General features: G+C 41.6%; 11 protein-coding genes and 1 pseudogene. 9 read left to right on the top strand and 3 right to left on the bottom strand.

Annotated elements, in window-relative coordinates; translation table 11 throughout:
• Nucleotides 1–60 precede the first annotated feature (60 nt).
• Complete coding sequence (locus tag R7P74_RS04455) at nt 61–1,599, bottom strand: putative bifunctional diguanylate cyclase/phosphodiesterase (RefSeq protein ID WP_031781023.1); 1,539 nt, start codon at nt 1,597–1,599, stop codon at nt 61–63.
• A gap of 363 nt (nt 1,600–1,962) precedes the next feature.
• On the opposite strand from R7P74_RS04455, the gene R7P74_RS04450 reads away from it, so the two are divergent.
• On the top strand, nt 1,963–3,156 hold the full coding sequence (locus tag R7P74_RS04450; RefSeq protein WP_005386205.1) for an acetate/propionate family kinase: 1,194 nt from the start codon (nt 1,963–1,965) through the stop codon (nt 3,154–3,156).
• Between the two features lie 68 nt (nt 3,157–3,224).
• Here R7P74_RS04450 and R7P74_RS04445 read toward each other — a convergent pair whose 3' ends face one another.
• The gene (locus R7P74_RS04445) at nt 3,225–4,154 is read right to left on the bottom strand and encodes a LysR family transcriptional regulator (protein WP_213968325.1); all 930 of its coding nucleotides are present in this window, start codon (nt 4,152–4,154) and stop codon (nt 3,225–3,227) included.
• A 128-nt stretch (nt 4,155–4,282) separates the two neighbouring features.
• Here R7P74_RS04445 and R7P74_RS04440 point away from each other — a divergent pair, with 128 nt between their 5' ends.
• From R7P74_RS04440 to R7P74_RS04420, 5 genes are all read left to right on the top strand, one after another.
• Nucleotides 4,283–5,197, top strand: a complete 915-nt coding sequence (locus R7P74_RS04440) for an alpha/beta hydrolase (protein ID WP_017821078.1) — start codon at nt 4,283–4,285, stop codon at nt 5,195–5,197.
• A gap of 72 nt (nt 5,198–5,269) precedes the next feature.
• On the top strand, nt 5,270–6,208 hold the full coding sequence (locus tag R7P74_RS04435) for an alpha/beta hydrolase (RefSeq protein WP_318122708.1): 939 nt from the start codon (nt 5,270–5,272) through the stop codon (nt 6,206–6,208).
• 205 nt (nt 6,209–6,413) lie between these two features.
• Nucleotides 6,414–6,716: a hypothetical protein gene (locus R7P74_RS04430; protein WP_031781024.1), complete on the top strand. Its 303-nt coding sequence runs from the start codon at nt 6,414–6,416 to the stop codon at nt 6,714–6,716.
• 355 nt (nt 6,717–7,071) lie between these two features.
• Complete coding sequence (locus tag R7P74_RS04425; protein ID WP_262635722.1) at nt 7,072–9,360, top strand: LysM peptidoglycan-binding domain-containing protein; 2,289 nt, start codon at nt 7,072–7,074, stop codon at nt 9,358–9,360.
• Nucleotides 9,357–9,746: a hypothetical protein gene (locus R7P74_RS04420; RefSeq protein WP_225473287.1), complete on the top strand. Its 390-nt coding sequence runs from the start codon at nt 9,357–9,359 to the stop codon at nt 9,744–9,746. The genes R7P74_RS04425 and R7P74_RS04420 overlap by 4 nt, the downstream gene beginning before the upstream one ends.
• A gap of 961 nt (nt 9,747–10,707) precedes the next feature.
• Here the strand turns inward: R7P74_RS04420 and R7P74_RS04415 are convergent.
• Entirely contained in the window at nt 10,708–11,559 is an 852-nt protein-coding gene (locus R7P74_RS04415) for a hypothetical protein (protein WP_025541420.1), read from the bottom strand.
• 798 nt (nt 11,560–12,357) lie between these two features.
• On the opposite strand from R7P74_RS04415, the pseudogene R7P74_RS29915 reads away from it, so the two are divergent.
• From R7P74_RS29915 to R7P74_RS04405, 3 genes and pseudogenes are all read left to right on the top strand, one after another.
• Nucleotides 12,358–13,137 (top strand): annotated as a pseudogene (locus R7P74_RS29915) (PAS domain-containing protein); the annotation flags it as partial.
• Nucleotides 13,135–13,671, top strand: coding sequence for a methyl-accepting chemotaxis protein (locus tag R7P74_RS29910; RefSeq protein ID WP_411977634.1), 537 nt, complete (start codon nt 13,135–13,137; stop codon nt 13,669–13,671). The pseudogene R7P74_RS29915 and the gene R7P74_RS29910, both read left to right, overlap by 3 nt.
• 391 nt (nt 13,672–14,062) lie before the next feature.
• Entirely contained in the window at nt 14,063–14,941 is an 879-nt protein-coding gene (locus R7P74_RS04405; RefSeq protein WP_318122707.1) for a DMT family transporter, read from the top strand.
• Nucleotides 14,942–14,966 lie beyond the last annotated feature (25 nt).

The following is a 14,966-nucleotide window of genomic DNA, read 5'->3' as shown; positions in this document are numbered from 1 at the left end:
AAAGCGACGGTTTAAGTTGCTACAAAAAGAATTGAAAGCCGAGCAAAGCGCTCGGCTTTTTTATGCGCGTCTAATACGGTTTTGCTTTTCATCGTGTTTGTTTACCCAACTTATTACTTCGTCTAAGGGCAGGGCAGGACAGAACAAGTAACCCTGAATGATGTCACAGCCTCGACTTCTCAAAAAATGCAGTGTGTCCATGTCTTGAACGCCTTCTGCTACGACCGAATACCCTAATCCATGTGCTAGCGCAATCGTGTTCTCAACAATAGAGCGGGAGCCTTCTGTGCGGCTTGCTGTGGAAAGAAATGAGCGGTCGATTTTAATTTGATCAACCGGAAGATCTCTTAACAGTGACAAAGATGAATACCCAGTGCCAAAATCATCCAAGCTGATCTTTATACCTAATCCTTTTATTTGATGAATTAAGGGGTTGAGCTCAACGACCCTATCGATCGCCATTGTTTCAGTGATCTCTAAACTTATTAGGTCAGCGAATTGAGGGTTTACTTTGAGCAAAGTTTCTAAGCGATTAAACAGCAAGTTAGATGAGAGATCTTTCGCTGATAAGTTTACGTGGACAGGAAGCTTAATGCCTTTCTCTATAAATGTTTGCAGATCCCTTTCTACTTGGTTAAGAACCCACATGGTAATGTTGTGCACCTGATTGCTACGCTCTGCGATAGGAATGAAGTCGTTGGGTGAGATCGTTTTACCATTTTCGTCATGCCAACGAATCACTGCTTCAAAACCGACAGCTAAGTTAGTGTGTGCATCAATCAACGGTTGGTAATACAACTGAAACTCTTCTTTTTCAAGCGCACATTGAATACGAGAAGATATTTCAAGTTGGTACTTAGCCCCGACGTTCATATCCTCATTATAAAACGCAAAAAGATTGCCATTACGCTTGGCGTGATACATAGCGATATCTGCGTGCTTGATCAAAAGATCATTGGTTAGGGCGTCATATGGGTAGGTGCTTATACCGAAAACAACGCGGCAGGAAACTTGAAACTCATCTAAATGAAAGCGTTCAGACATTGCAGAATCTAGTTCTTCTATGAGTTTTTTACCCGTTTCCTCGCATGCAGAAGATGTCAGGATGACAAATTCATCACCACCAACGCGGAATATCTGGTCATTGCCTTTCAGTTTCCCCTGAAGGCGTTGACCAATTTGAATAAGTAACTGGTCTCCACAAAAGTGACCCATTGCATCGTTGACTTGCTTAAAATTAACCACGTCAAAAAGGATCACCGAGAATGGGTCTCTAGATTGTATTCTGCCTTCGATAGACTCAAAGCAGTATTTACGATTAGGGAGCCCAGTAAGAGCGTCATGGACAGCATTGCGCTTCTCTCTTTCAGCAACGGTATGAAGCTCTAATATCGAATCGTTGCTCCACTTAATCACCAGCACGACAAAGATACTGCCGCCAAAAAGTATAAGAGAAACCCCAGTTTCTAAGAGAGAAGCAATAGGTTTTTGCATGATGGCGTGCAAAAAAACGGCATAAGCAAAAATGAAACAGCTGATTAACAATAATAGGAAAGTCCACCCGGTTACGTCAGTTTTCGAGCAGATGTTTTTTGTCATCTGCCATCCCCAGCAGAGCAAAATCAAACCTAAGATCACTAATAGAAATGCAATAGTGGGCACATTATTACCCCGATTTATTGATTGGTTTGTTATTTTTGTTCACCCAATAAACAACGTAGCTTATATATCTGACTTTGTACAAATTGACCTATTCATAAATTATGTTTAACAAGTGATATTTTTTAGTCTTCAAATAAAATCAAAACTTGCTACAGATCAACAAAATTTGTTCAATCAAATCGCTTTTACTAAAAGATTGTTGAAAGATTAAAAAATTATTGAATAATAGAGGGGCAAACAAGAAGTACGCAGCGCACAAGCGCTATTACAACCTCTGCTCTACAACAGGATAACTATTTCATGTCTAATTCGTTTGTACTGGTGATCAACTCTGGTAGCTCTTCATTAAAATTTGCTGTTATTGATTCTGAAACCGGTGAAGCTTTGGTATCAGGTATTGGTGAGTGTTTTGGCCTACCTGAAGCTGAAATCAGTTGGAAATATCAGGGAGAAAAAACCGTTGAAGCAATTCCAGCTGGCGGTAACCATCATCAGTACGCTGTTGAGCGAGTGGTAAAACTACTCGAAACTCTAGGTTTGAGCTCAAAATTTGTCGCTGTAGGTCATCGCATTGTCGCAGGCGGTGAAACCTTTAAAGGAACTGTGAAAGTTGATGAAACAGTTATTCAAGAAGTAGAGCGCCTTGCTGAACTTGCACCACTTCATAACAAAGCGAACGCTGAAGGCATGAGAGCGGCAATGGCGGCGTTCCCTTCACTGCCTCAATTTGCTGTATTTGACACTGCTTTCCACCAAACAATGCCAGCCAAAGCCTTTATGTACGCACTTCCTTACGAGCTTTACGAAGAGCATAAAGTGCGTCGTTACGGTGCTCACGGCACAAGCCACTATTACGTAAGCCGTGAAGCAGCGAAAATGCTAGATAAGCCGGTTGAAGAAAGCAGCTTTATCACTGTGCACTTAGGTAACGGTGCATCAGTGAGTGCGGTTAAAAATGGCGAATGTGTTGATACAAGTATGGGTTTGACGCCGTTAGCTGGCCTAATGATGGGCACTCGCTGTGGTGACCTAGACCCAAGTGTTATCGAGTTCCTTTTCCGTAAAGGCTGGGAAAAAGACGAAGTGTTCGAGATGATGAACAAGAAGTCAGGTTTCTTAGGTGTATCTGGTGTGACAAGTGATGCTCGTGGTGTACTAGAAGCAATGGAAGCGGGGAATTCACGTGCGAAGTTGGCATTTGAGATCTTCACTTACCGCGTTGCGAAATACATTACTTCCTACCTAGCGGCTCTGGATTCATTAGACGGCATCATCTTCACTGGTGGTATTGGTGAAAACTCACTACCAATTCGTCGTGAAATCTTGAAAAACCTAAAACTGTTAGGTTTTGTTGAAGATGAGAAAGGTAACGAAGATGCAAGATTTGGTAACGCAGGTGTTATTGCAACATCTGAGTTGTTAGGTGCCAAAGCTCTTGTTATTCCTACTAACGAGGAATTTGTGATAGCTAAACAATCGGTTGAGCTATTGTAATATATAACGAAAACAGAAAGTTAAAAGCGAGCCTCGTGCTCGCTTTTTTATTTAAAGCAATTTGGTAATTACTCTTTGAGTTTCAGAGCTTCGCGCTTTTCGATTAAAAAATCCATCAAGACGCGGATTTTTTTCGGCATATGCTCTCGTGAAGGCATATATAAATAAAACCCTGGAAACTCTTTGCACCAAGGTGTCAGAACTCGGGTCAATCTTCCCTCATCTATGTGCTTTTCCACCCATAAATCAATATGCTTCACTAAACCCACACCCTGTATTGCAGCTTGTAACATACTATAGTCATCATTAAAAATAGCATTGCCTTTAGGCTCGAAAACGAGGGTGCGCTTTGCAACATCTGGAGAGGTTAGCGACCAATGATCAATTGTTCCGCTAGAGGTAAAACGATAAGCAAGGCAATTGTGACCTTCTAAATCCTCAGGAGTTTGAGGTAGTCCATTTTGCCTAAAGTATTCAGGAGAGCCCACTATTGCCGTTGTTAACGGCGGAGTAATAGGGATCGCAACCATATGTTCATCTAAGCTTAATCCTAAGCGAATGCCAGCGTCAACGCCTTCTGCGACGATGTTAGAAAACCCATCATCCATGATTAGCTCTAGGCGTATTTTAGGATAACGAGAGAGGAACTCACCTAGATAGGGCTCAATAAGCAGCCGAGCAGCGGTTCTTGATACACTGATACGGATTAATCCCGAAGGCTCAAGATGAGAGTCGTTCAATTCGTTAACGACCTGCTCAATGTTCACCAATGAAGGTTGCAAAATATCAAGCAGACGTTGGCCTTCTTCCGTCAGCGACATACTTCTGGTGGTTCGATTAATTAACCGAACTTGTAGCTGTTGTTCTAACGCTTTTAGGTGTTGTGATAAGGCAGCACGGGTTACCCCCATTTCTAAGGCTGCTTTAGTGAAACTGCGATGGCGAGCAATATGTGAAAACCACGTCAGTGATGAAATTAAAGAAGGTTCTATTCTCATTTGTTAAGTATAACTAAACAGTCATGTAGATAAAACGATATTTATCCGAAACAGTGTGTTGACTAATATTACATCGAAGCTTAGGTCAGCCTGAGATGAACAGTTAACCTCTAATGGAGAATGTCGCTATGTCTAAAGTCACTTTCAAAAATCTCAATGGTCAAGGTATTGAGATTTCAGCGGTTATCAACTTCCCTACAGATTTTGATGCAAGTAAACAATATGCGGCGGTTGTTGTTTCACACCCAGGTGGTGGCGTAAAAGAGCAAACCGCAGGCCTATATGCGAGTAAACTTGCAAAAAGCGGCATAATTGCCATTGCGTTTGACCGTTCGTATCAAGGTGAAAGTACAGGTGAGCCTCGCCAAATGGAAAACCCTTACACGAGTACTGAAGACGTGAGCGCAGTCGTCGACTATCTGACAACGTTAGAGTACGTCGATAACGATAAAATTGGCGCAATGGGGATTTGTGCTGGTGCGGGCTATAGTGCAAATGCAGCGATCAATGATCGTCGAATCAAAGCACTGGGTATGGTTAGTGCCGTAAACATTGGCCAAATGTTCCGTAATGGTTGGGATAATTCGGTTAACGATGCTGACGCTGTTGGTTACTTAGAATTTGGTTCGAATGCTCGCACAACCGACACGAATGGTACAGAATTCGCGACTATTCCTCTAGCTCCGATGCGTGAAGAAGATGCCTCAAATGCAGAGCTACGCGAAGCTTGGGAGTATTACCACACACCACGTTGTGAACATCCAAATGCGCCGGGTTTTGCTCTAACTCGTAACTTAAACCAGATCATTACTTACGATGCGTACCACAAAGCGGAAGCATTCCTAACTCAGCCAATTCTTGCTGTCGTTGGTAGTGACGCAGGCAGCAAATGGATGAGTGATGACCTGATAGAACGTGCAGCGAGTTCAGATAAAACCTTGTATGCCATTGATGGTGCAAACCATATGTCGCTTTATGATGTTGCCGAATACGTCGATGACGCAGTATCCCAACTCGCATCTTTCTTCCAACGCACTCTTTAATATTCCCGATGAAAGGCTCAATTGCTTCGAGCCTTTCTGCTCTCAAGGCTTTTTACTCTTAAGGTATTGATTATGAATATGCAAAAAATCACTTTTAGAAATGCTGATATGGCTTGGGATATGTCTGCATTAATTTTATTTCCAGAAGGCTTCAATGAATCGAAACGCTACCCAACAATGATAAGCGTTCATCCTTTTGGTAGTTGTAAAGAACAAACATCCAGCGCTGTCTATGGTAAAGCCCTTGCTGAGTTAGGTTACGTCGTGATCGCATTTGACGCGAGCTTCCAAGGAGAATCGGGAGGATTGTCTCGCTACGTAGAAGACCCAAGTCAACGTGTTGAAGATATCAGTCGCGTTATCGACTATGCAGTAACTTTACCATATGTCGATGAGAATAGAATTGGTGGACTCGGTATCTGCGGCGGTGGTGGTTACATGATCAATTCAGCCCTAACCGAAAAGCGCTTGAAAGCTGTCGTAGGTATTACGCCTGTTAACTTAGGCCGCTTGTTCCGTGAAGGCTTTAGTATGTACGACCCTATCGCCAATCTTGAAGCTATGGCTGCACAGAGAACAGCCGAAGCTCGCGGCTCAGAGCTGAAAATCGATGAACTTCTTCCTCCAAATATTGAATTTGCAAAAGAAAATGGATTAACAGAACGAGACGTGTTCGAAGCTACTGAATACTACAAAACATCACGTGGACAAACCGAAGGTGGTGCAACTCGTATGCTGTTTTCACATGCACAGAAAACACTGAGCTGGGATGCCTTTGCATTTGCCGAAACGTTATTGACTCAGCCTGTTATGGCCGTGGTAGGGCAAAAAGTCGGGGCGTTTGGTGCTTATCGTGATGGGCAGGAAATTTATGGCCGCTCGATTCAATCAAAAGACCGACAGCTGGTTAATTTGGAAAATTGGTCTCACTATGAACTGTATGACCATCCAGAAGCAGTCGGCATTGCAATGGACAAGGTTTCTGCATTCCTTGAAACACACTTAAAATAATCTAATAAGTTAGAAGCGTTTTGTAGAGTTGCAAAGCGCTTATTTTTAACAGCGTAAGATGTAGTTCGAAGCGAGTAGGTCGGTAAATCTTCGTGCGAATAACCTCATCTACAGGCTATTGACTAAATACCACTGCCAAATACTGTTTAAGACAATGTAGACTGAGACCTAATTAAAGGCGTTAGATAGGAAGGCAGTTTAATTCATGCGCAAATCAGATAAGAAGGTCGAGAATCTAATTAGAGAAGTGTTGACCGAAGTTTGTGAAGATACGCTAAAAGGCTACGATGGCTTTCTTTGGGTGACTCATACCGTCAAATTCTCTTCTTTTCCACAAAGTTTAGAAATAGTCTGTGTATTCGAAACGAAGCAAGATCGAGCTAACTTTTTTGAAGGAGAGGGCCGCCAGCATGTTTCCACAACTATTCAAAAGGCATTTAATAAGGTAGGAGTGCAACTAAAGAACGTCAGTAAGCAAATCAGTTACGATACAAAACAAAAGTGTTAGTGCGGGCAGCAATTGAAGTGAGTTAGGGTTGTTTTAGGCATCCAAAGCTTCATTTTATGAGTTTTGATATAAAGCCTGAAGACTAAGCTTGGGCTTTCTTTGCCAAACTTATCTTTGCCCCATTGTAAGGTAGGCCTTTTACTCATTCACATCCTGTTAATGTACATTTGCCCTACAAAAGGTTATCCGAACTTAGATGGAGAGAGCATACGCCTCAAATCAAATTGATTTTAGTTATCTTGCATAGGTAAACCAACACAAACACGGTCACTATTTAGCTATCATTGACCGATATTTACCTGTACTGGTCGAGTTGATGAGATATCAAAGTAAACCCGTAGATTCAATGTCACTTATGGCACCTGAAGATACATATAAAAAGAAAACACAAACCAATACTAATCACAACCATACGTCAACGGATACACCTCAAGACGTTACCTTGGAATACAATGTGGCGTTAGCGTGTTCACTCGATGAGGTAAAAGCATTCAGTATTGATTCGTTTGTCGTAGCTGAAACTGACAAAGAAAAGACTCCCCTCAACGCTTGGGTTAAATCAAAAGATTCAGATAACATCAGTACTATTTTGAGTACTCCGATATTGGTTAATGAGCCTAAAACTCTGCTCTATCAGTTTGCTGGCTCTAAGAAAACAGCGTTGAGCTATGGAAATGTTCTTCCAGTCAAAAAAGGCAGTGCCATTTATCGTGATATTTTTATCCCAGTTAAGCCTTCTGTTCAGGTTGGGGAGCGCTTAGGTTGGCCTACAGAAGGTTACTTCTACCACTTTATTGATGATGAGTTTATCCACGAGTATAAAATCGCGGGCAATAACAAATGGGGCTTCAATGTCACTGAGTCCACTAAATGGCGGCTCAGCGAGGAGATCATCGTATCCAAACCACAATCTACGATTTTGCTGCCTTATAAAATCGACAATCAAGTGATTGCAAGGCAACACCTTTTGTATAGAAAAGAAAAACTCTCACAAGATTTACTTTTGGATGATATTACGGCTGAGTGGCTCGATGAACACGCTTGTCTTCTTGATATGGGTGCAGTGTTTTCCACTCGAACGGCATCGATTTTAGAAAAAGAGAAAGAGCAGGATGGCAAAATCGTTTACATCATTAAGAGTGGGGATAGTCTGTCTAAAATCGCGCATAGACAAGGAATAACACTCGAAGAATTACTGACTTTAAACCCTAAATACAAGGACTCTCCAGATATGGTGAATGTCGGTGATGAAATCACCATTGAAGTGACTGAAACTTATGATGTTGAATCTGAGTTTCACACCTGTCAACTTGACTCTAAGACGAACCAACCTGAAACGTGGAGTAGTATTGCTGCATTATATAACCTTTCGGCTAAGTCCCTATTAGGAATGAATCCGAATTATGATGCGGATCCTTCGGTGTTATCACTTGGTGATAAGCTTCAAGTGACATTACCTAAAAAGACGAGTGGTCAATCTTCCGTTCGTTCTCCTTTGCCTGCTGAAGACGTAACAACATCAAAAACAGCCTTTGCTCATTCCAATATTCAGTGTGAAGTCAGCAGTAAATCCCACTGTCATGTGCATCCTATTGTTGGTAATGTGGGGGCAGATAAGAACACACCTGTAATTAAAGTTAAGCAACTCGTTCTGCGTTCAGAGCCGTTGTCAACATCTGATAAATTGGAGTTATTGGCTTCTGGTGGTGGGGAAGCCCTTAGTAAGGGAAGTAAAGGAGGTGAGGTCAAAGCCATTCAAGAGGCATTGATCTACTTAGGTTTCGATTTAGAGGCTGACGGTGATTTTGGCCGTGTGATAGAAGGTGCAGTTAAACAGTTTCAAACCCACTATAAGCCAACACATACCATACATAAAAGCTACCAATTTGGTGATGTGGATGGGATTGTCGGTAAAAATACCATTCTTGCTTTAGATGAGGCTGTTAAAGAAGGTTGGAAGTTTGTTGATGATGAGATGGACGAAAAGTGGCTAACAGTACCCAAGGGACAATTTACCTTTGACAGCGAAGGCGTTGACAACCCATCATCTCCCTATTTTTCGAGACAAGCCCATGTTCCTAATAATAGTGGCGTGGTGGTCGGTCGATCTGGTGTTACAATTGGCCGAGGTTTAGATATGGGTAATCCACCAACGGGTGCAACAGGACAATCACCTTCTGCATTGAACTTAAGAGAGTTATTCCAAAAATCTGGATTGATGCCAGAGCTTTCAAACTGGTTACTAAGCGTCGAGGGTATACAAAAAGAAGCAGCCCTTGAATCGTTGAATAATTCAGGATTGGACAACAAAACACTCACCCTAACCCGCAAACAACAACACCTAATGTTTAAACAAGTCTACGCGTATATGGAAGATAAGACCCGAATTTTGTTAACAAAACCTGATGTGAGAGAAAAATTTGGGGTAGTTGATTGGGATAACTTATCTCTCAATGTAAGGAATGTTTTAGTCGATTTAACTTATCGAGGAGACAATAGCCCTAGTACTAGAGAAGTGTTTGTTCCTGCATTAGTTAATTACAATGCCCAAACGTTTAAAGCAGTTATGTCGAATGTTAAAGCGTGGAGGAGATTTGATATTCCAAGTGGTAGGTTTATTGCAAGAAAGGAGCATTTAGAATGAAACTTAAACGTATTTTAACGGTATGTTTGGTGTTGGTATCAGCTTACACAAGTGCGTCTGAATATAGATTATATGCTTCGGATTATTCAGTTAGAACGAAGAAAGAAAATTTTGCTGCCTATGTTTTGAAAGATAATCCATGTATCACTGTGTATGAATTTAAAACAGGGAAGTCAGTCCAATATTGTGAATTGGGAAATAAAGAGAAAAAGGCAGGCTCTGTGCATGGTGATATATCATTAACCCACTTACAGCGAGACTATCCTACTGTTTATGTCATGGATTTAAGTATGTGGAGTGGTGACGTAACATTTACAGTAGCTACTCCTTGGTGTGATCTATCATGCACTATCGATGTTCAAACACAGGCAGTGAGTTGTGAGTAGCCAGAGTTAGCTATTTTACTCAAATTAGCTAACTCGCTTTTATCCTAGACCTTTTGGTAGATTTCACATCTAACCATAATCACGTTTTTTATGGTCCTAAAATAAAAGTGGTTTTTCATCTAAGCAGCCAGAAATGGGCTGCTTTAGTCAATTCATTTAGATCTAGAAGTGAGCAATGATAAACCCCTTGCATGCTGTTATCGGTTGCAATAAAGAAAGTCCTGTGCGAGTTAGTGAAAATGTTCGGGGTCAGGTCTTTCATTTTGCCCTAGCTAAATTTATCCGAACGTCCGATATTCATCAGAAATCGTAACGTGGAAATGAATGATATCTGAATAGAAGTTGACGAAAATCGTCGCGTTTTGGACAGAGGGGGTACATCATCGGTATGAGAAGAGGCACTTACCTGTTTATTTGCTAATAATTTTTTTGTTTACGGTGAGTACTTATAGCTAAGAAATGCCCCTAAACGTGTTTAGTGGATAAACTATCAATAGATTGATTTGTGCGTAAGCTTGTTTCACCAGTTTTTAGTTCCAGATACGACAAAGCTACAGGCAATGCCTATGGCTTTGTAGACAGCTACAGGAGGTTGTCATTCAAATCGAAGAGGGAACACATTCTGTGTGCAGCGTCGGGTGTTTATCACCAAAGTATATAGGAGGAAAAGCACCTAGACTTATCGTATGTCCTCGGTGGTCTGCTTTGAAACTAAGCCAAGTTCAATCCGATACAATTACTTCTGGCCAGACAGTAAATAGTAACTCCAAGAAAAAGCAGGGATACCCGAGGCTCACAAAGTTAGTTTAAAGTTAAGAACCGTATGTGGAAAGCTTACTTCTCCCCCAAAGTGTGCAAGGGCAAGTTGATACTTGAATTTAAACTCCATAATTTGGCCTACTTTTTCTTCATGTCTAGAGCTTTATCTTTATAATGCTGCCAAATTTGCTATCCCACTCTATTAACAACGTTTATTTTCAGGGTCGCAGTTATAGCCATTCTTTTTTAGGTATGTGCTCGCATGAACAGCAGCAATGTACATTTTCGCTAGGTCATCGACAAGACATAGCCCAGCACGTCTCCACCGCATTTGCTTTTCTTCGCTTTCAGACCCAATGAGATCATATAATGGACCGTCATAAAGATTTTGAATACTTAGCTGGGCTTGTTTTTGGTTAATTAGAAAAGCAGAAATGAGTCTCACTTCCTGTTCATTGAGTGACCAGACGATCATGTCATGCTCTAAGCTTTTTGGCGTGATTCCCGCGCTTTGAACGATAGGATAGCTTCCAGGACTTGCACTGACAAAGCCCTCATGCATACCTAGTAAAAGCTGAGGTATAGCTACATCTGCACGATGTAGCCTCTTTGCCCAGTCTTGAGTATCCAGATCTGCTGTGCCCTTTTTGGCTTCCGACCAATCAACTTGATCACCATACGTTGCTAAAGCGTCTCGGATAACAGCTTCAAAGTAGAGGAGAAATGACTTCCTCTTTCTCCGTTCGGTATAAATGTGTTTGATTATAGGTGTTATAACCGCCGTTCCCAAAACGACTATTACGGCTGCTATTATTCGCCCATCTAGAACTATTCCTAGTGAAGAGGGTGCAGTACCCGAAAGCTCTTCTGCTAATAAAAGAGGGGAGAAGACAAAGCTTCCCCCTATATTTAATAGTAGTTTCATGTTCGTCAGAACATTCTTGGTCCTTCCATATACAACTTCCTTCTCTTTGGTATGTAATTCCTTTCTTTTTGCCGACTTACACTTTAGTGCGAACACGCCTACAAGCTCTTTTCTATCATTGTAGTTCATCCAGTGTTACCTGTATTTTATACGTATATTAAATTCACAAGTGCTCATTTATTAACCTACAAGATAATCCGCTTGTTTGACAGAAATATGCGTCACTCAAAAAGAATTTTGTTAAAAACTGAGAAGTGAGCCAATCTTGAGTTTATTGCAGAGAGCAAAGGTGGATTGGTAGTGTTCTATCATAGGAGCCAATAAATGGAGTGCTCTGAACTAGCAGTTTGCATACTGCGTTAAGCGGTCAACATCAATAATACTGGACAATCATCTAAATTTGACTGCCATACTTGAGCTAATTTAAGCCTTTCTAATTTAGCAAAACCGTAACTTATTTATGTCCAAAAGCTTGTTGGTCGGTGTGCTGTTATTGGTTGCTCCATGCGCTATTAATAGAACTGCAAGCGAATAATGAGTGGGTAATCGCTCAAAAGTCGGGTGGAACAGCGATAAAACGGCAAAAATTATTGGAACTAAGTCAAAGCCCTTTTTTGATGGAAAGGCTTATTGATCTGAACACAACACTTCTCCATATAAGTATATCCACAAATACAAACCTCAAACTGGCGATAAAGAGCTTTAATATTGATAAATATATAAACAGCTTGGGCGCTGAAGAAATTTCAGTATACTGCGCTAGGTTACACTGGAGAAAAAATCGCCGTATTCCCAGCGGGGTCCTTTGATGAGAAATAGAAATCGCGTTTGAATATGCAACCAAATGATTTTGCCGCTTGCAGTTTATTCGGTATACAAATAATAAACCTTTGACTAGTCCGAAGGTCGGTCAAATGAGAGAAAGTCATGTTTTTTAATAAGTCGCTTCAACAAGAAAATCAACGATTAAAGCAGGAGTTGCAAATCCTGCAGCAAATCCAAACCAGTTTAGATGAAGAGATGATCCGCTTAACATTGGATAGTAAAGGCATCATTACTTCTGCAAATACTAAACTACAGCAAGAACTTTTCTTAAATGATGATGAGATCTTAACGAAATCAATTACTGAATTGGTACCGTCAAATTCGCGCAATACAGATCACTTTCATCGAATGAAGAAAGCCGTTCAAGATAAAGTATTCTGGAATGGGGCATTGCAAGTACAGAAAGGTAATGGTGAGGAAGCTTGGTTAAGAACGATTATCCAGCCTGTTTTAAATGAGCGCAGAGAAGTAGAAAGCTTTTTTGTTTTTGCTTCTGAACTTACGCGAACGATCAAATCATCCCGTGAGCAAGAGGACATGCTAAATGCATTAAGTCGTTCTATGGCGGTGATTGAGTTCACATTAGATGGCCATGTTTTAAAAGCCAACGATAATTTCCTAAACACAATGGGTTATACGCTTGATCAGATTCTAGGGAAGCATCATCGCATGTTTTGTGATCAGGAAGAGTCGAGCTCTCAAGCTTACCGTGAGTTTTGGCAACGTTTAGCAAAAGGGCAATTTTCATCAGAGCGATTCAAACGAGTTAACCGTTATGGTGAAGAGGTGTGGTTAGAGGCTTCATATAACCCAATCCATAACGACAGAGGAGAGCTCTACAAGGTCGTTAAGTTCGCGACAGATATTACCCAGCAGGTAATGCAGGAACAGAAAATGGCCCAGGCTGCGCAATTGGCGAATGAAATCTCCCAAGAAACTGGAACACAAACCCTGCAAGGGCAAGAGGTTATAGGCTCAACGTTAGAAAAGATGCAGATACTTTCCGATCAAATGCAGCAAGCGAACACCGCGATTGATGAGCTTAAAGCGCACTCATCGCGTATTAGCGAGTTGGTAAATAGCATCAGTGGTATCGCTGACCAAACTAACTTATTGGCGTTAAATGCGGCGATAGAAGCGGCTCGTGCGGGTGAGCATGGTAGAGGTTTTGCCGTTGTTGCTGATGAAGTCAGACAGCTTGCTACAAGAACCAATGCAACCACCGATGAAATTGTCACAATGGTAAGTGAAAACCTACAGCGAACAGATAACGCAGTTAAGCTGATCGCTAAATGCCAAAAAGAAGCACTAGATACGCTAGAGCTCTCTGAAAAAGCAGGTAATGTGATGAATGAAATACAAGATGGCGCTAGCCGTGTTGTAGAGGCCGTGGAGCAATTTAACCGCTCGTTGTAGTTAATCAATAAGTTTTCATTGCAGAGGCGATTGGTAAAAAGCAATTCGCCTTATTCAACCTGTATTGAGGTGCGCTGAAGTCGCAATACTACTCCTGCCGCAGTCAAGTTAAGCGTTTTGAAGGGTAGGTAGTTCGACACCCGGTACTGGTTTTAGCCAGTTTGCTTGCTGTATAGAATGCTAAAGTAATTTAGTATGCGAAAAGGCTTGCCTTAAGACTTTGCCTGCATTTAATGTATCTAGAAGCAGAACTTCAATCTGCGTGACAACAATACAGGAGAGGATCGGGCTTTCACTTTTTCGCTCGACACAAACCCCTTTCAAATTTACACAGTAGCGCAGTAAAACTCTCTTGCTGCGCTATTGTGTGTTCCATATTTTGTGAGTACTTATGTTTAACTCAGAACGCAAAGCGACGGTTATTCTGGTTGCGACAACGATGATCGCGGCACTTGGTTGGCTCTTTTCTAAGGAAACAATACAGGGTTTACCACCTTTCGGCTTTATCGGGGCGCGATTTACTATTGCATCGCTCTGTCTGCTGCCGTTGTGCTATCGACCTTTGTTGAAAGCGAATCTGAGAGATGTGCTTTCTGCTGGTGGTGTCGGGCTACTGTTAGGTAGTGCCGTTATGACATGGATTTACGCCATCTCCATCAGCGACACGCTCGGGGAAGGCGCATTTATTATGAGTCTCTCCATGCTATTTGTGCCTATTGTTGCGTGGGTTATGTTTCGTCAACGACCACAACGAATTTTCTGGCTTTCTTTGCCTATCGCTGTATTAGGTCTTGCTTGTCTTTCTTTAGTTGGTGGCTGGAAACAATCGGCCAGTCAATTGTGGTTTCTTGGTGCAGCACTGGTTTTGGCGCTTCATTTTAATGTGAACAGCAAATACTCTCAAAAACTACCTGTGCTGCTGCTTACTTGCGTGCAACTTTTTTCAGCAGGTTGCTTAGGTTTGTTGGTTTCATTTTTTATGGAATCTTTCCCGGCAGAGGTTGACTCCTCTATTTGGTGGTGGTTTGCGTTGAGTACCTTATTAGCGACGAGCTTGCGTTACGTAATGCAAACCATGGGGCAAAAATTTGTTCAGGCAGGTAACGCTGCTCTAATTATGATATTAGAACCAGTTTGGACGGTTATTCTGAGCGTGCTGTGGTATGGCGAGGTGCTAACGGCAAATAAACTAGTAGGTTGTGTGCTTATCTTATTTTCTCTAATTATTTATCGTACTGGCGGGCGGTTTCGCTTCCCTACTCGAAAGTAGAGCAAGTTAACTTGGGTTGGGAGAA

This window comes from Vibrio sp. 2033 (assembly GCF_033339735.1).
This window is presented reverse-complemented; position numbering and strand designations above follow the sequence as displayed.